Below are 13407 nucleotides of genomic sequence, written 5' to 3'. Positions count from 1 at the left end.
TTCCGGCCTCGACCCGCCCCCAGCCCCGTCCCTTCCGCCGTCCGGCCCCCCGAGCGTCACCGAGGTACCTCCGCCATGACCCAGCCGCCCCCGCCGCCACCGAACCAGCCCCCCGGCCAGCCGCCGCAGCCGCCGGCCCAGCCCCCGCAGCCGGGCTACGGCTACCCCCAGACCCCGCCCGCGCAGCCGCCGGCCCAGCCCCCGCAGCCCGGTTACGGCTACCCCGGCCAGCAGCAGAACCCGTACGCCCAGCAGCCGCCGGCCCAGCCCCAGGCGTACCCCGGCCAGCAGCCGCCCGGGTACGGCGCCCAGCCGCACAACCCCTACGCCCAGCCCACGCAGCCCGTGCAGGGCGTGCAGCCGGGGTACGGCTATCCGGGCCAGGGGCAGCCGCCGACCGTGGTGGCGCAGCCCCAGCCGGGGACCGGCGGCGGGCGGAACAACACCGTGCTGTTCATCGTCGTCGCGGCGGTCGTCGCCATCGCGCTGATCGTCGGTGGCGGAATCTGGTACGCCAAGTCCTCCGGGGACGACGGCAAGCCGCACGACACCGCCTCCTCCAGCGGCGGCTCGAACGGCACGGGCGGCTCCGGGGGCCCGGCCGGCGGTGGCGGCAAGGAGAAGGTGCCGGACGACCCGGCCTCCAAGGTGCTCTTCCAGGTCCCGCTGCCCAAGGCGGAGGACACCGTCGTCACCTCGGGTTCGTGGCTGACGGACACGGTGTACGCCAAGAGCGGCATCGCGGAGATCGTCGGCTACGACCCGGCCAAGGGCTCCAAGCTGTGGACGATCAAGCTGCCCGGCCCCGTGTGCGCGGCCAGCGGCCATGTCGACGAGGACGGCCGGACGGCGATCGCCTTCCAGCCGAAGATGCCCGACAAGGGCCGCTCCGCCGGCTGTAGCCAGGTGGCGGCGATCGACCTCGCCGCGGGCAAGAAGCTGTGGACGAAGTCGGTCAACTCCGGTGACTTCCCGATCACCTTCCAGAATGTGACGGTCGCTCAGCACACCGTCGCGGTCGGCAGCCTGGAGGGCGGCGCCGCGTTCGACATCGAGTCGGGCAAGGTGCTGTGGCAGCCGAAGCAGGACGACACCTGCTTCGACGAGGGGTACGGCGGCGGCACCCGGCTCGTCGCGGTGCGGCGGTGCGGCTCGTACGACAACCGGCAGCTGCACATCCAGACCATCGACCCGGCGAGCGGGAAGGTGATCTCCGAGTACAAGATGCCCGACGGCATCGAGTACGCGGCCGTCGTCTCCGTCGACCCGCTGGTGGTCGGGGCCAGCAGCGACAACGTCTCGGACTACTTCTCCATCGACAACAAGACCGGTCAGCTGCTCGCCCGGATCCCCGCCCCGAAGGACACGTACGGGGGCCGCTGCAACGGCCTCACCCAGATCGACGGCTGCCGGCAGGTCGTCGCCGGCAACGGCCGGCTGTACCTGACGACCGAGGAGCACGACGGCAAGGCCGAGTACTCCAAGACCAACGAGATCGTCGCCTTCGACCTGAAGACCGGCAAGCCGACCGGGCAGCGCGCCGAGGCCGGCGACGGCTACACGCTCTCCCCGCTGCGCATGGACGGCGGCAACCTGCTCGCCTACAAGTCGCCGCCGTACAACAAGGGCGGCCAGATCGTCAGCATCGACGGCGGTTCGTTCAAGTCGGCGACGCTGCTGGAGAACCCGGGCACCCGCAATGTGCACGAGGGGGAGACCAGCCTGCTGCCGGAGTACGCGGAGCTGCTCTACGGCAACGGCCGCCTGTACATGTCGGCCGTGTACGCCCACAAGCCGAGTGCGTACTCCAAGGAGTACCTGGTGATGGCGTTCGGTACGGACGGCTGACCGGCCGCCGGCCCCGTCGCCGGTCTCGCCCGAATGAGTGACTTGCCGAGAAGTGCCCCGGATTTCATCGATCCGGGGCACTTCTCGTCGGGAGGGGCAGCGCGACGTCGAACAAGCGTGTAGCTTCCGGGGGCATGAAGGGCGGGGGTGCCGGGGGACTGGGGGGTTGCTCTATGGGAGTGCGGCTCATCGTCGTCGACGACCATCGCCTGCTCGCGGAGGCGTTGGCGTCGGCGCTGAAGCTGCGCGGGCACCGGGTGGTCGCCGCGGCGGCGCCGGCGGCGGGTGCGGCGGACCTGGTGATCGCGCGGGCGCCCGAGGTGTGCCTGCTGGGCACCGCGGCGCCGGCCGATCCGGGGGTCTTCGACCCGGTGGTGAAGATCAAGCGGGAGCGTCCGCAGGTGGCGGTACTGGTGCTGGGCCCGGTGCCGTCGCCGCGCGGGATCGCGGCGGCCTTCGCCGCGGGCGCGTCGGGGTACGTACGGCACGACGAGCGGATCGAGGGGGTCGAGCGGGCCATCATGAAGGCCCGGGCCGGGGAGTCGGCGGTGGCGCCGCAGCTGCTCCAGGGTGCCTTCGGTGAGCTGCTCAATCCCGCCGCGCAGCCCGATGACGAGGCCCAGCGGCTGCTGGAGATGCTGACGCCGCGTGAGGTGGAGGTGCTGGTCAGGGTGGCCGACGGGGAGGACACGCGGCTGATCGCGGCCGGGATGGGGATCGCCCCGAGCACGGCCCGCACGCATGTGCAGCGGGTGCTGATGAAGCTCGGGGTGGGATCGAGGCTGGAGGCGGCGGCGCTGGCCGCGCGGACGGGTCTGCTGGACCGGGCGGGTTCCCTCCGGGGGGTCGGCGGAGCCGAACCGGACCTGCCCTAGCCACCCGCCCCCACGGCCGCGCACGCACCTCGCGCCCCGAAGGGGCGCGGGGAACCGCGCGGCCGGGCCCGTGGCCGGGAGTGCGCCCGGCGCTGTTGTGGTGCGGGGGCGGGCGGCGTACCCGCCACTGCGTGCACGGGAGGCGCCCCCGAGGGGCGCGAGGAACCGCGCGGCCGGCCCTCGCGCACCCGCAGCCGGAAACGTCCCTGTCGGCCCCCTGCCCGCGGCGGCCTTGAGGCACCCGCGGCCGGGGAACGCCTCTGTCGGCCCCCTGCCCGTGGCGGTGGACGGCGTTCTACTGCTCCGGCTCCTCCGGCAGCCCCTCGGGCGGCAGCGGCGGCGGGGTGGGCCGCAGCTTCAGCCAGGCCAGGAAGAAGACGCCCAGGAGCAGCATGCCGATGCCGGTCCACAGGTTGATGTTGACGCCCTCGGCCTTGTCGATCGCGGCCTGGGAGTCGGTGATGCCGGTGATCGTGACGATGACGCCGTAGACCACGAACAGACCGCCGATGATGCGGCGCAGGTCGAAGATGCGGGCCGCGGTCGCCGACTTGGTCTCCAGCTCGGTGACCTCCCGCTGGAGGTCCTGCTCGGTGTAGTGCGGCCGGCGAGGCTGCTCAGGATGCTCGGTCATGGTTTCCTCGATCCTCCCGCGTCAGAACGAGAACGGGATGTAGCAGGCGGCGGCCAGGACGACCGCGCCCCAGCCCAGCAGGGCCGGCTTGCGGTACCACGCGTCGTCGCCTTCGGCGGGCGGCTCGGACATGCCGGGGGAGCGGGTGCCGTAGACCAGCCCCTGGAGTTCCTCCTCCGGCTTCGGCCGGGTGAACAGGGACACCGCGACCATCACGACCGCGCCGGCGACGAAGCCCGCGATGGCGGAGACGAAGTTGGCGCCCTGGTCGGTGGGGATGGAGATGATGCCCTTCTTGTAGAGGACGAAGTAGTTGACCATCGCGGTCACGGTCCCGGCGAGCAGGCCCCAGAAGCCGGACTTGGCGGAGGCGCGCTTCCAGAACATGCCGACGATGAAGACGACGAACATCGGCACGTTGAAGAAGGAGAACAGCGTCTGGAGGTAGCTCATGATGTTGGAGAACGAGGACGCCAGGAACGCCGTGCCGACGGAGGCGGCGACGCCGATCGCGGTGATCAGGCGGCCGAACCGCACGTAGTACCCGTCCTCACGGCCGCGCACCACGTACTTGGCCCAGATGTCGGTCGTGAACACGGTGTTGAAGGACGACACGTTCGCGGCCATGCCCGCCATGAAGGCCGCCAGCAGGCCGGTGACCGCGATGCCGAGGACGCCGTTGGGCAGCAGCTCCTGCATCAGGTAGGGGATGGCGTCGTTGTACTGGTAGCCGGAGCCCGCGGTGCCGAACTTCGGGACGATCGCGGCGGCGACCAGTCCCGGGATCATCACCAGGAACACGATGAAGATCTTCGGGTAGGCGGCGATCAGCGGGGTGCGCTGTCCGGCGGAGAGGTTCTTCGCGGACAGGGCGCGCTGCACCTCGGCGAAGTTGGTGGTCCAGTAGCCGAAGGAGAGCACGAAGCCGAGGCCGAGGACGATGGTGAGCCAGTTGGCGCCCAGCGGGTTGGCGTGGCCGATCCCGGTGCCGCCCCAGGCCGTGGTGAAGTCGGCGCCGTGGCTCGCGGTGAGCTTGTCCGTCAGGCCGCCCCAGCCGCCGACCTTCTTCAGGCCGAGCACGGTGATCGGGATGAGCGCGGCGAGGATGACGAAGAACTGGAGCACCTCGTTGTAGATCGCCGAGGACAGGCCGCCCAGGGTGATGTAGGCGAGCACGAAGGCGCCGGCGACGACGATGGCGACCCACTGCGGCCAGCCGAGCAGGGCCTCGACGACGATCGCGAGGGCGTAGAGGTTGACGCCCGCGATGAGGATCGCGGCGAACGCGAACAGGATCGAACTGAGCAGGTGGGCGGCCCGGTCGAAGCGCAGCAGCAGGAACTCGGGGACCGAGCGGACCTTGCTGCCGTAGTAGAAGGGCATCATCACCAGGCCCAGGAAGACCATGGCGGGGATGGCGCCGATCCAGTACCAGTGCACGGTGTAGGCGCCGTACTGGGCGCTGTTCGCGGCCATGCCCAGGATCTCGGTGGCCGCCAGGTTCGCCGAGATGAAGGCGAGGCCGGTGATCCAGGCGGGCAGCGAGCGTCCGGAGAGGAAGAAGTCGAGGCTGGTCTTCACGGACCGGCGGGCTGCGAAGCCGATGCCCAGGACGACGACGAAGTAGATCGCCAGGATCGTGTAGTCGAGCCAGTTGGTGGGGAGCCGTAGCTCCGCCGCCAGTTGGATGGGGCCGTATGTGGGGGTTTGCATGAAGAACTCGCTTCGTCGCGCGAACTGATCAGAGCGGAACCTACGCCTCGATGTTCAGTTATTGAACACTTCTGTTGGGGTTCTTTGTTTGATTGTGATGATCCGAGGTGTTGTCGGGTTGTGGTTTGTTATGTTTGATTGTGTTGAGTCATTGGATGCGGGACGTAGAGGAGCCCGGCGTGAAGAAGACCTCGACCCGGCTGGCCGACGGTCGTGAGCTGATCTACTACGACCTTCGCGACGACACCGTGCGCGACGCGGCCGACCGCCGCCCCCTGGACCGCACGGTCACCACGTCCGAGATCCGCCGCGACCCGCTGCTCGGCGACCGCGTCGCCGTCGCCTCGCACCGCCAGGGCCGCACCTACCACCCACCCGCCGACGAGTGCCCGCTGTGCCCGACGCGCGGCGACCGGCTCAGCGAGATCCCCGACTCCTCGTACGACGTCGTCGTCTTCGAGAACCGGTTCCCGTCCCTCGCCGGCGACTCCGGCCGCTGCGAGGTCGTCTGCTTCACCTCTGACCACGACGCCTCCTTCGCGGACCTGACCGCCGAGCAGGCGCGCCTTGTGCTGGACGCGTGGACGGACCGCACCTCGGAGCTGTCGCACCTGCCCTCCGTCGAGCAGGTGTTCTGTTTCGAGAACCGCGGTCCCGAGATCGGCGTGACCCTGGGGCACCCGCACGGACAGATCTACGCCTACCCCTTCACCACCCCGCGCACCGCCCTGATGCTCCGCTCGCTCGCCGCGCACCGGGCGGCGACCGGCGGGGAGAACCTGTTCGACGCCGTACTGGAGCGGGAACGCGCCGCTGAGCGGGTCGTCCTTGAGGGTGAACACTGGGTGGCCTTCGTGCCCTACGCGGCGCACTGGCCCTACGAGGTCCACCTGTACCCGAAGCGCCGCGTGCCCGACCTGACGGCGCTCGACGAGGCGGCACGCACAGAATTCCCCCAGATCTATCTGGAACTCTTGAGGCGCTTCGACCGGATCTTCGACGGGCGCGAGGGAGGGGAGGACTCCGTGGGCGAGCCCCCGACGCCGTACATCGCGGCCTGGCACCAGGCCCCGTTCGGCACGCTGGACGAGTTCGACGGCGTGACCCGCGAGGACTTCGCGCTCCACCTCGAGCTTTTCACCATTCGCCGCACTTCCGGCAAGCTGAAGTTTCTCGCTGGTTCCGAGTCCGGCATGAACGTGTTCATCAACGACGTGCCGCCGGAGCGCGCGGCCGAGCGACTGCGAGAGGTAGCGAGTTCATGAAGTACCTGGTGACGGGTGGCGCGGGATACGTCGGCAGTGTCGTGGCCCAGCATCTGCTGGAAGCCGGCCACGAGGTCACCGTCCTCGACAACCTCTCCACCGGTTTCCGCGAGGGCGTGCCCGCCGGCGCCGTGTTCGTCGAGGGCGACATCCGCGACGCCGCCAAGTGGCTCGACCCCTCCTTCGACGGCGTTCTGCACTTCGCCGCGTTCTCGCAGGTCGGCGAGTCGGTGGTGAAGCCCGAGAAGTACTGGGACAACAACGTCGGCGGCACCCTGGCCCTGCTCGCCGCGATGCGCGAGGCAGGGGTGCGCAAGCTGGTCTTCTCCTCCACCGCGGCCACCTACGGCGAGCCCGAGCAGGTCCCGATCCCGGAGAACGCGCCGACGAAGCCCACCAGCCCCTACGGCGCCTCCAAGCTCGCCGTCGACCACATGATCACCGGCCAGGCCGTCGCCCACGGCCTGGCCGCGGTGTCGCTGCGCTACTTCAACGTGGCCGGCGCGTACGGCGCGTACGGCGAGCGCCACGACCCCGAGTCGCACCTCATCCCGCTGGTCCTCCAGGTCGCCCAGGGCCGCCGCGACGCCATCTCGGTCTACGGCGACGACTACCCGACCCCGGACGGCACCTGCGTGCGCGACTACATCCACGTCGCGGACCTGGCGGACGCCCACCTGCTGGCCCTGCGGGCCGCCGCCCCGGGCGAGCACCTGATCTGCAACCTCGGCAACGGCAACGGCTTCTCCGTCCGCCAGGTCATCGAGACCGTCCGCGAGGTCACCGGCCACCCGATCCCCGAGGTGGTGGCCCCGCGCCGGGGCGGCGACCCCGCGGTCCTGGTCGCCTCCGCGGACACCGCCCGGGAGAGGCTGGGCTGGAACCCGGCCCGCGCGGACCTCGCGGGCATCGTCGCGGACGCGTGGGAGTTCACGCAGCGCATCGCAAAGGAGCACTAGTGGGGGCACAGCAGGTCGCGGAGCGCTTCGCCGAGCTGTACGGGGCGGAGCCCGAGGGCGTCTGGGCGGCACCGGGCCGCGTCAACCTCATCGGTGAGCACACCGACTACAACGACGGCTTCGTCATGCCTTTCGCGCTGCCGCACCAGGCACTCGCCGCGGTCTCCCGCCGCGCGGACGGCCTCCTGCGCCTGCACTCGGCGGACGTCGAGGGCGGGATCGTGGAACGGCGGCTGGACGACCTCGCCCCGCAGAGCGACGAGAGCTGGACGGCGTACCCGGCGGGCGTGGTCTGGGCGCTGCGCGAGGCGGGCCACGCGATCACCGGCGCCGACGTCCACCTCTCCTCCACCGTGCCGACGGGCGCGGGCCTGTCCTCGTCGGCCGCGCTGGAGGTCGTGATCGCCCTGGCGCTGGACGACCTGTACGGGCTGGGCCTGCGGCGCTGGAAGCTGGCGCGCCTGTGCCAGCGCGCCGAGAACGTCTACGTCGGCGCGCCGACCGGCATCATGGACCAGACGGCGTCGGCCTGCTGCGAACAGGGCCACGCCCTGTTCCTGGACACCCGCGACCTGTCCCAGCAGCAGATCCCCTTCGACCTCGCGGCCGAGGGACTGCGCCTGCTGGTGGTGGACACCCGGGTCGAGCACGCCCACAGCGGCGGCGAGTACGGCAAGCGCCGGGCCGGCTGCGAGAAGGGCGCGGCCCTGCTCGGCGTCGACGCCCTGCGGGACGTCCCGCACGCCGGCCTGGACGCGGCGCTCGCCCGCCTGGGCGACGACGAGGAGGTCGTCCGCCTGGTCCGCCACGTGGTGACGGAGGACCACCGGGTGGAACGCGTCGTCGGCCTGCTCCGCTCCGGCGAGACCCGCGCGATCGGCCCCGTCCTCACCGAGGGCCACGCCTCCCTGCGCGACGACTTCCGCATCTCCTGCCCGGAGCTGGACCTGGTCGTCGACACGGCCCTCGCCGCGGGCGCCCTGGGCGCCCGGATGACCGGCGGCGGCTTCGGCGGCTCGGCGATCGTCCTGGCGGAGGCGACGGACGTGGACAACCTCTCCAAGGCCGTCGAGGAAGCCTTCGCCGCGGCCGGCTACACGGCCCCCCGGGTCTTCGAGGCGGTCCCGTCGGCAGGCGCCCGCCGCCTGCGCTGACCCCCCACCGCACCCCGCACCGGCCCCGCACGCCTCCTGCGCGTGCGGGGCCGGCGTCCTACGCCCCTTGCGCGTGCGCCTCCTGCGAGTGTGGGGCCGGCGTCCTACGCCCCTTGCGCGTGCGCCCCCTGCGTGTGCGGGGCCGGCGCCGTACCTCCGGATTCCGCCGGCTCCCGCACCTGGTCGCACTCCCGGGCCTTGCCGCCCCCGGACCTCGTCGTACTCCCGGACCCAGCCGCCCTCCTGCCTTCACCCCCCTGTCCGAACTACGGGCGGCGAAAGGAGACTTGACGGGAACAGGTAATGTGCGGGGCCGGTGCCGGAGCGACTGCCGGTGCGCCGGAAATACGGGGAGGCCGTCCATGGCATGGCAGGAGTGGGAGCAGCTGAAGGCCCAGGCGGCCGATCGGCAATCGCCGCAGATGCGGCTCAACCAGCTGGCCGACCAGGGGGGAGGCGGCGGCAGCCCGCAGGGCGACCTCGTCGTGGGGCACAAGGACCTCGAAGCGGTCGGCACGGCGGCCCACGACCTGTTCAACGACTTCACGACCTACAGCGGGCACGCGCGCGTGGCCTCGGAGGCGGCGGCGGGCGGCCTCAAGGGCGAAGGCTTCGCCCTGGGAGCCGCGCTGGAACACGTGGCGGAGCGCTGGACCGAGCAGTCCAAGTCCCTGCTCGACGCCTGCGCCCACATCTCGAACCACCTGCGCTACACCAAGAACCAGCACGACGCCGACGACTCCTACATCGCCGGGGCGGTCAGCAGCATCGCCACGCTCGACAAGGGCTTCGACGACCGGAAGGGCCACTGACGGCGATGCACCTCGACGCACTGCGCCACGGAAACTTCGCCAAGCTCGGTGAGGCGGTCACCGACTGGGAGCAGATGACGAAGAAGCTCGCCGACCTGCGCGAGGACGCCGAGAACAAGCTGAAGGCCAAGGCGGACAAGGCCAAGTGGGCCGGGGTCAACGCCACCGTCAGCCGCGAGTTCATCACCCGGACCGTCGCGGAGTTCACGGACGCGCACACCCAGGCCGACTCCATCACGAAGATCCTCCGCGACACACGCGGGGAACTCGTCGGCTACCGCACCCAGGTGAACGATGCGATCAAGCGGGCGAACGACCACGATCTGACGGTCGTCGACAACCATGACGGCACCTTCTCCGTCATGGGGAACACCCGGCCCGACTGGGCGTCCGACCCCAGCGGGAAGACCGGCGCGACGGACCAGAAGGTCGTGGACGCCTTCGCCGAGGAGATCCAGGGCATCCTCGCCAAGGCGACGGAGAGCGACGACAGCGCCGCGGAGGTTCTGCGGCTCCTCGTCGACCAGGCCAAGTACGGCTTCGCCGACGCCTCCTACGCGGACCGGGACGAGGCGGCCAAGGCCGTCGCCGCCGCCGAGAAGCTGGCGAAGACGGCCAAGAAGCCGGCCGACATGTCCCTGGACGACATCAAGGCCTTCAACAGCGCCATGGCGAAGTACCACGACGACCCGTTGTTCGCGGAACAGTTCGCGAAGGGGCTGGGCGCCAAGGGGACGCTCCAGTTCTGGACCGAGATGAGCTTCTCCCACGCCGGCGCGCGGGGCTCGGAACTCGACGCGATGAAGGACCTCCAGACCAACCTCGGCCTGACCCTGGCCACGGCGTCGTTCTCGGACTCGGACGGCATGCGCGCCTGGAAGAAGGACCTCCTCGCCGAGACGAACACCAACTTCCTTCCCGACAAGGCGTTCAGCCCGGTCGGCGCCCTCGGCTACCAGGTGATCAGCAGCCTCATGCGCAAGGGGCAGTACGACACCGAGTTCCTCGACGACTACCGCCAGAAGCTGTTCAAGGCGGACAAGGGAGCGGGCGACACCAGCACCCACGAGCTGTGGGTGAAGGGCTACGACGCCCTGGATCTCGTCTTCGGCGACGGGAACGGCCGGGATCCGCTGGAGGGCCTGTTCGACGGCCTCTCCCACAACCCGGAGGCGGCCGAGCACGCCTTCGAGTCCAAATCGGACCTCGACCACATGCTCGGCACCACCAAGTTCACGGACCGGGGCGAAGCCCTGGGGCGGGCCCTGGAGAGCGCGGTCACGGGAGTCGCCGCCGGCGACACGACCGCGGCGGCCCCGCCGCACAGCACGGACCAGGTCAAGATCATGGCCAACATCATGCAGGCGGTGGCCAACCCCGACGGGGGCGCGGACCTGGTGAAGAAGGGCCTGGGCGAGAGCTTCGGGGACATGGCGGCGGCTTATATGCCGGAGATCAGCTGCGCCATCAAGGGACCGGAATCCGAAAGCGTCTTCCTCTCGGGCAGCGAGTCCCCAAGAGGTCTCCATCTCCCGGATGTCATGCGTTTCCTTTCGGCCACATCCGCGGATCCCGCCGGTCGCGCCGGGATCATCTTCGGAGAAAGTATCTACACCGGAAGTCTCCTGCAGACGCACCTTTCGAACCCCTCCCTGTTCGACGGCGATCACGAACAGGTGATCACCGATATCGCCAGGAACGCCGGAATCATCGAGGGCATCGTCGGTCATTCTGCGGCGAACTCGGAAGTCGGCAAGGCGGTCGAGGGTGAGACGGACTACAACAACGCCTTGAAGGCGAAGGGCGACTTCGCCAAGACCTGGGTCGGGATCGGCCTCATGGGCCTGAAAGTCCCCGAGCGGTACGGCGGCGAGCTGATGGGGTCCGTGATCGGGGGAGGGGCCGGAGCCGTTGCCGGTGCTGCCGTGGACCGCCTGATCGAGGGCCAGCAGCTGGAGGGCGCGAAGGACTCGGCGTTGTACTACTCCAGCAAGGACCTGTTCGCGATGCGGGACTCGGTCAGTCAGCAGACGATCTGGTCGGTGGACGACGCTCTGGCCCGCAACCACACGCACATGCCGAAGGACGAGATCAAGGGCGCGGTCGGGCAAGCCGTCATCGACGGCTGGAAAGACAGCGACTACTACCTGAAACGCACGAAGGAGGATTATGGCTGAGAGGGCTTCGCGGCGGACTCGGATGACCTACTCTGCAAAGGGTTTCGTCATTGCCGCGGCGATCCTCGTCCTGGTGTGCGGTGGCCTCTTTCTGTTCTTCGTAAAAGGGCTGTATCTGCTTCCGGACAAGGTGTGCGAATCGTCCGTGCAGCGAGATGTCGTCATCCGGACTCTGCCGCGGGCCCGAGCGGCGGACGAATGGGCGGATCACACGGGTGCAGGGCGTGACTTCACGTTCGGGTGCCGCATATCCACCAGTGGTGACTCGATGCTGACAGGGAAGGTCGAACTGCGCGAGTCGTCGAAAGCGGCATGGGAAGAGGGCTACAGCAGCCTCGCGGGCACCGACGTCGTACGGACCTCGGCGGGCCGCGTGGCAGCGCTGGCGCAGATCGACCCTGACCACGGCCTCGCTTCCTTGTACGTGCCCTGTGACCCGAAGGACCCGGGGAAAGCCGGTGCCTCCGGGCCGCGTGCCCTGATCGCGGAGGCCGGTGTGGTCGGGAAGAGCCGGGCTTCGGGAGCGGACCTGCGGCAGGCCCTGACCGACTTCGCCTATCAGCTCACCCGGCACGCCTACGACCTGGCCGAGTGCAAGGAGTCCCGCGACTTCCCCGAGAAGCTGCCCCGCTACGAAGATCACTGATGCAACACCAAGGAGCGCCCGTGGTGGAGAAGAGCCGAAGGAGCCGGACACTGGCCTCCTGGGAGACATGGAAGGTGCTTCTTCTCTTCTTCGTGGCGCTCGCGGTCTTCTGCGGAGCCGGCTGGGCCTTCCTGAACAAGGGCCTCTATCTGCTCCCGGACGAGATGTGCGACGGCACTCTCGCGCAGGGCACGGTCAAGCAGGTGCTGCCGAACGCGCAATCGGCTGGAAGCGACTCGGACCGTCAAGGCAAGGGGGACCGCCTTCGCGTCTGGTGCAAGGTCACCACCAGCAACGACTCGCTGCTCTCCGGTCGGGCGCGGGTCGAGCCGGTCTCCCGCCGGGACTGGCTCGCGGGCTACCGGGAGTCCGGGCAGCAGCAAGTGGTCCAGATATCCGTGGGCGAGATCGGAGCACTGGCCCAGCTCGACCCGGACACGGGCGCCTCATCGGTGTACGTGCCCTGCACGCCGCCCGAAGTTCCTTCCTGCAACGCCTCCCAGCCCTACGCCGTCGTCGGTGAGGCGTGGGTCCACGGACCTGCCAAGGCCAAGGGGGCACCGCTTCGGCAGGCCTTGACCGACTTCGCCTACCAGCTGACCCGGCACGCCTACGACCTGGCCGAGTGCAAGGAGTCCCGCGACCTCCCCGAGAAGCTGCCCCGCTACGGGGATCACCGGTGAACGGCGACGGGATCCGCGCCGCCCTCGGCCGCCCGCTTTGCCCGCCCCCGCCCGAGCCCCCTGCCGTCCCGCGGTGAAGGGTGTCAGGGCAGGTGCTTGGTCAGGATGTACTCGGTGATGCCCGGCGGGTAGTCGGGGATCACGCCCACCACCTCGTAGCCCTGCTTCTTGTAGAACTCCGGCGCCTGGAAGTCCCACGTCTCCAGGCGGGACGCCGTGCAGGCGCGGTCGGTGGCGGCGATGCGCTCCGCCTCGGCGAGCAGGCGCGCGCCCAGGCCCGCGCCGCGGTGGACGGCGTCCACCCACAGGTAGCCGACGTGCAGCCAGGTCGTCCAGGTGTGGCCGACCAGCCCGCCCGCCACCTCCCCGGCGGCGTCCAGCGCCCACACGTGGAGAGGGACCTCCCGTTCGCCGGGCGTGCCGCGCAGAGCCGCCAGCACCGGGGACGCCGCCGTGTTGGTGTCCCGCAGCCGCGACCGGAGCAGATCACGTCGGCCTTTGTCGACTTCCGCCTCAATACGAAACATGCGGCACACCATAAACGTGCCGGACGGCCAGTTCTGTAAATCTCCTTCCGCTCCGTGCTCTCATCCGTACTCTGAGGAACAGCACCGGTGGGGGCCGGTGCCGCTCAGGGGGCG

At 70.0% G+C, this 13407-nt stretch carries 12 protein-coding genes; 9 read left to right on the top strand and 3 right to left on the bottom strand.

Features of this window, described 5'->3' with window-relative positions; all coding sequences use genetic code 11:
• Positions 1 to 75: 75 nt before the first annotated feature.
• The gene (locus JK361_RS22115; protein WP_201820995.1) at positions 76 to 1848 is read left to right on the top strand and encodes an outer membrane protein assembly factor BamB family protein; all 1773 of its coding nucleotides are present in this window, start codon (positions 76 to 78) and stop codon (positions 1846 to 1848) included.
• Between the two features lie 173 nt (positions 1849 to 2021).
• Positions 2022 to 2723 carry a helix-turn-helix transcriptional regulator gene (locus JK361_RS22110; RefSeq protein WP_201820993.1) on the top strand — a complete coding sequence of 234 codons (702 nt, stop codon included), beginning with the start codon at positions 2022 to 2024 and terminating at the stop codon, positions 2721 to 2723.
• Positions 2724 to 3018: 295 nt separating this feature from the next.
• Here the strand turns inward: JK361_RS22110 and JK361_RS22105 are convergent, their stop codons facing one another.
• Positions 3019 to 3357 (bottom strand): hypothetical protein, encoded by a 339-nt coding sequence (locus JK361_RS22105; RefSeq protein ID WP_201820991.1) that lies wholly within the window; start codon positions 3355 to 3357, stop codon positions 3019 to 3021.
• Positions 3358 to 3378: 21 nt separating this feature from the next.
• Positions 3379 to 5070, bottom strand: a complete 1692-nt coding sequence (locus tag JK361_RS22100; RefSeq protein ID WP_201820989.1) for a sodium:solute symporter family protein — start codon at positions 5068 to 5070, stop codon at positions 3379 to 3381.
• Between the two features lie 179 nt (positions 5071 to 5249).
• Here JK361_RS22100 and galT point away from each other — a divergent pair, with 179 nt between their 5' ends.
• The 7 genes from galT (at position 5250) to JK361_RS22065 (ending at position 12766) form a co-directional block, all read left to right on the top strand.
• Complete coding sequence (galT, locus tag JK361_RS22095) at positions 5250 to 6335, top strand: galactose-1-phosphate uridylyltransferase (protein ID WP_201820987.1); 1086 nt, start codon at positions 5250 to 5252, stop codon at positions 6333 to 6335.
• Entirely contained in the window at positions 6332 to 7294 is a 963-nt protein-coding gene (gene galE, locus JK361_RS22090) for a UDP-glucose 4-epimerase GalE (RefSeq protein ID WP_201820985.1), read from the top strand. The genes galT and galE overlap by 4 nt, the downstream gene beginning before the upstream one ends.
• On the top strand, positions 7294 to 8448 hold the full coding sequence (gene galK / locus JK361_RS22085; RefSeq protein WP_201820983.1) for a galactokinase: 1155 nt from the start codon (positions 7294 to 7296) through the stop codon (positions 8446 to 8448). The genes galE and galK overlap by 1 nt, the downstream gene beginning before the upstream one ends.
• 362 nt (positions 8449 to 8810) lie before the next feature.
• A complete protein-coding gene (locus tag JK361_RS22080) occupies positions 8811 to 9260 on the top strand; it encodes a hypothetical protein (protein WP_201820981.1) in 450 nt (149 codons plus the stop codon).
• A gap of 5 nt (positions 9261 to 9265) precedes the next feature.
• On the top strand, positions 9266 to 11437 hold the full coding sequence (locus JK361_RS22075) for a hypothetical protein (protein ID WP_201820979.1): 2172 nt from the start codon (positions 9266 to 9268) through the stop codon (positions 11435 to 11437).
• 268 nt (positions 11438 to 11705) lie between these two features.
• Positions 11706 to 12083, top strand: coding sequence for a hypothetical protein (locus JK361_RS22070; RefSeq protein WP_201820977.1), 378 nt, complete (start codon positions 11706 to 11708; stop codon positions 12081 to 12083).
• A 20-nt stretch (positions 12084 to 12103) separates the two neighbouring features.
• Complete coding sequence (locus JK361_RS22065) at positions 12104 to 12766, top strand: hypothetical protein (protein ID WP_201820975.1); 663 nt, start codon at positions 12104 to 12106, stop codon at positions 12764 to 12766.
• 83 nt (positions 12767 to 12849) lie between these two features.
• Here JK361_RS22065 and JK361_RS22060 read toward each other — a convergent pair whose 3' ends face one another.
• Positions 12850 to 13305, bottom strand: a complete 456-nt coding sequence (locus JK361_RS22060; RefSeq protein ID WP_201820973.1) for a GNAT family N-acetyltransferase — start codon at positions 13303 to 13305, stop codon at positions 12850 to 12852.
• Positions 13306 to 13407 lie beyond the last annotated feature (102 nt).

Origin of the sequence: Streptomyces musisoli, assembly GCF_016741855.1 — a bacterium.
GTDB classification, from domain to species: domain Bacteria; phylum Actinomycetota; class Actinomycetes; order Streptomycetales; family Streptomycetaceae; genus Streptomyces; species Streptomyces musisoli.
The sequence above is the reverse complement of the archived record's forward strand: the minus strand, read 5'-3'. Positions and strand labels throughout refer to the sequence as shown.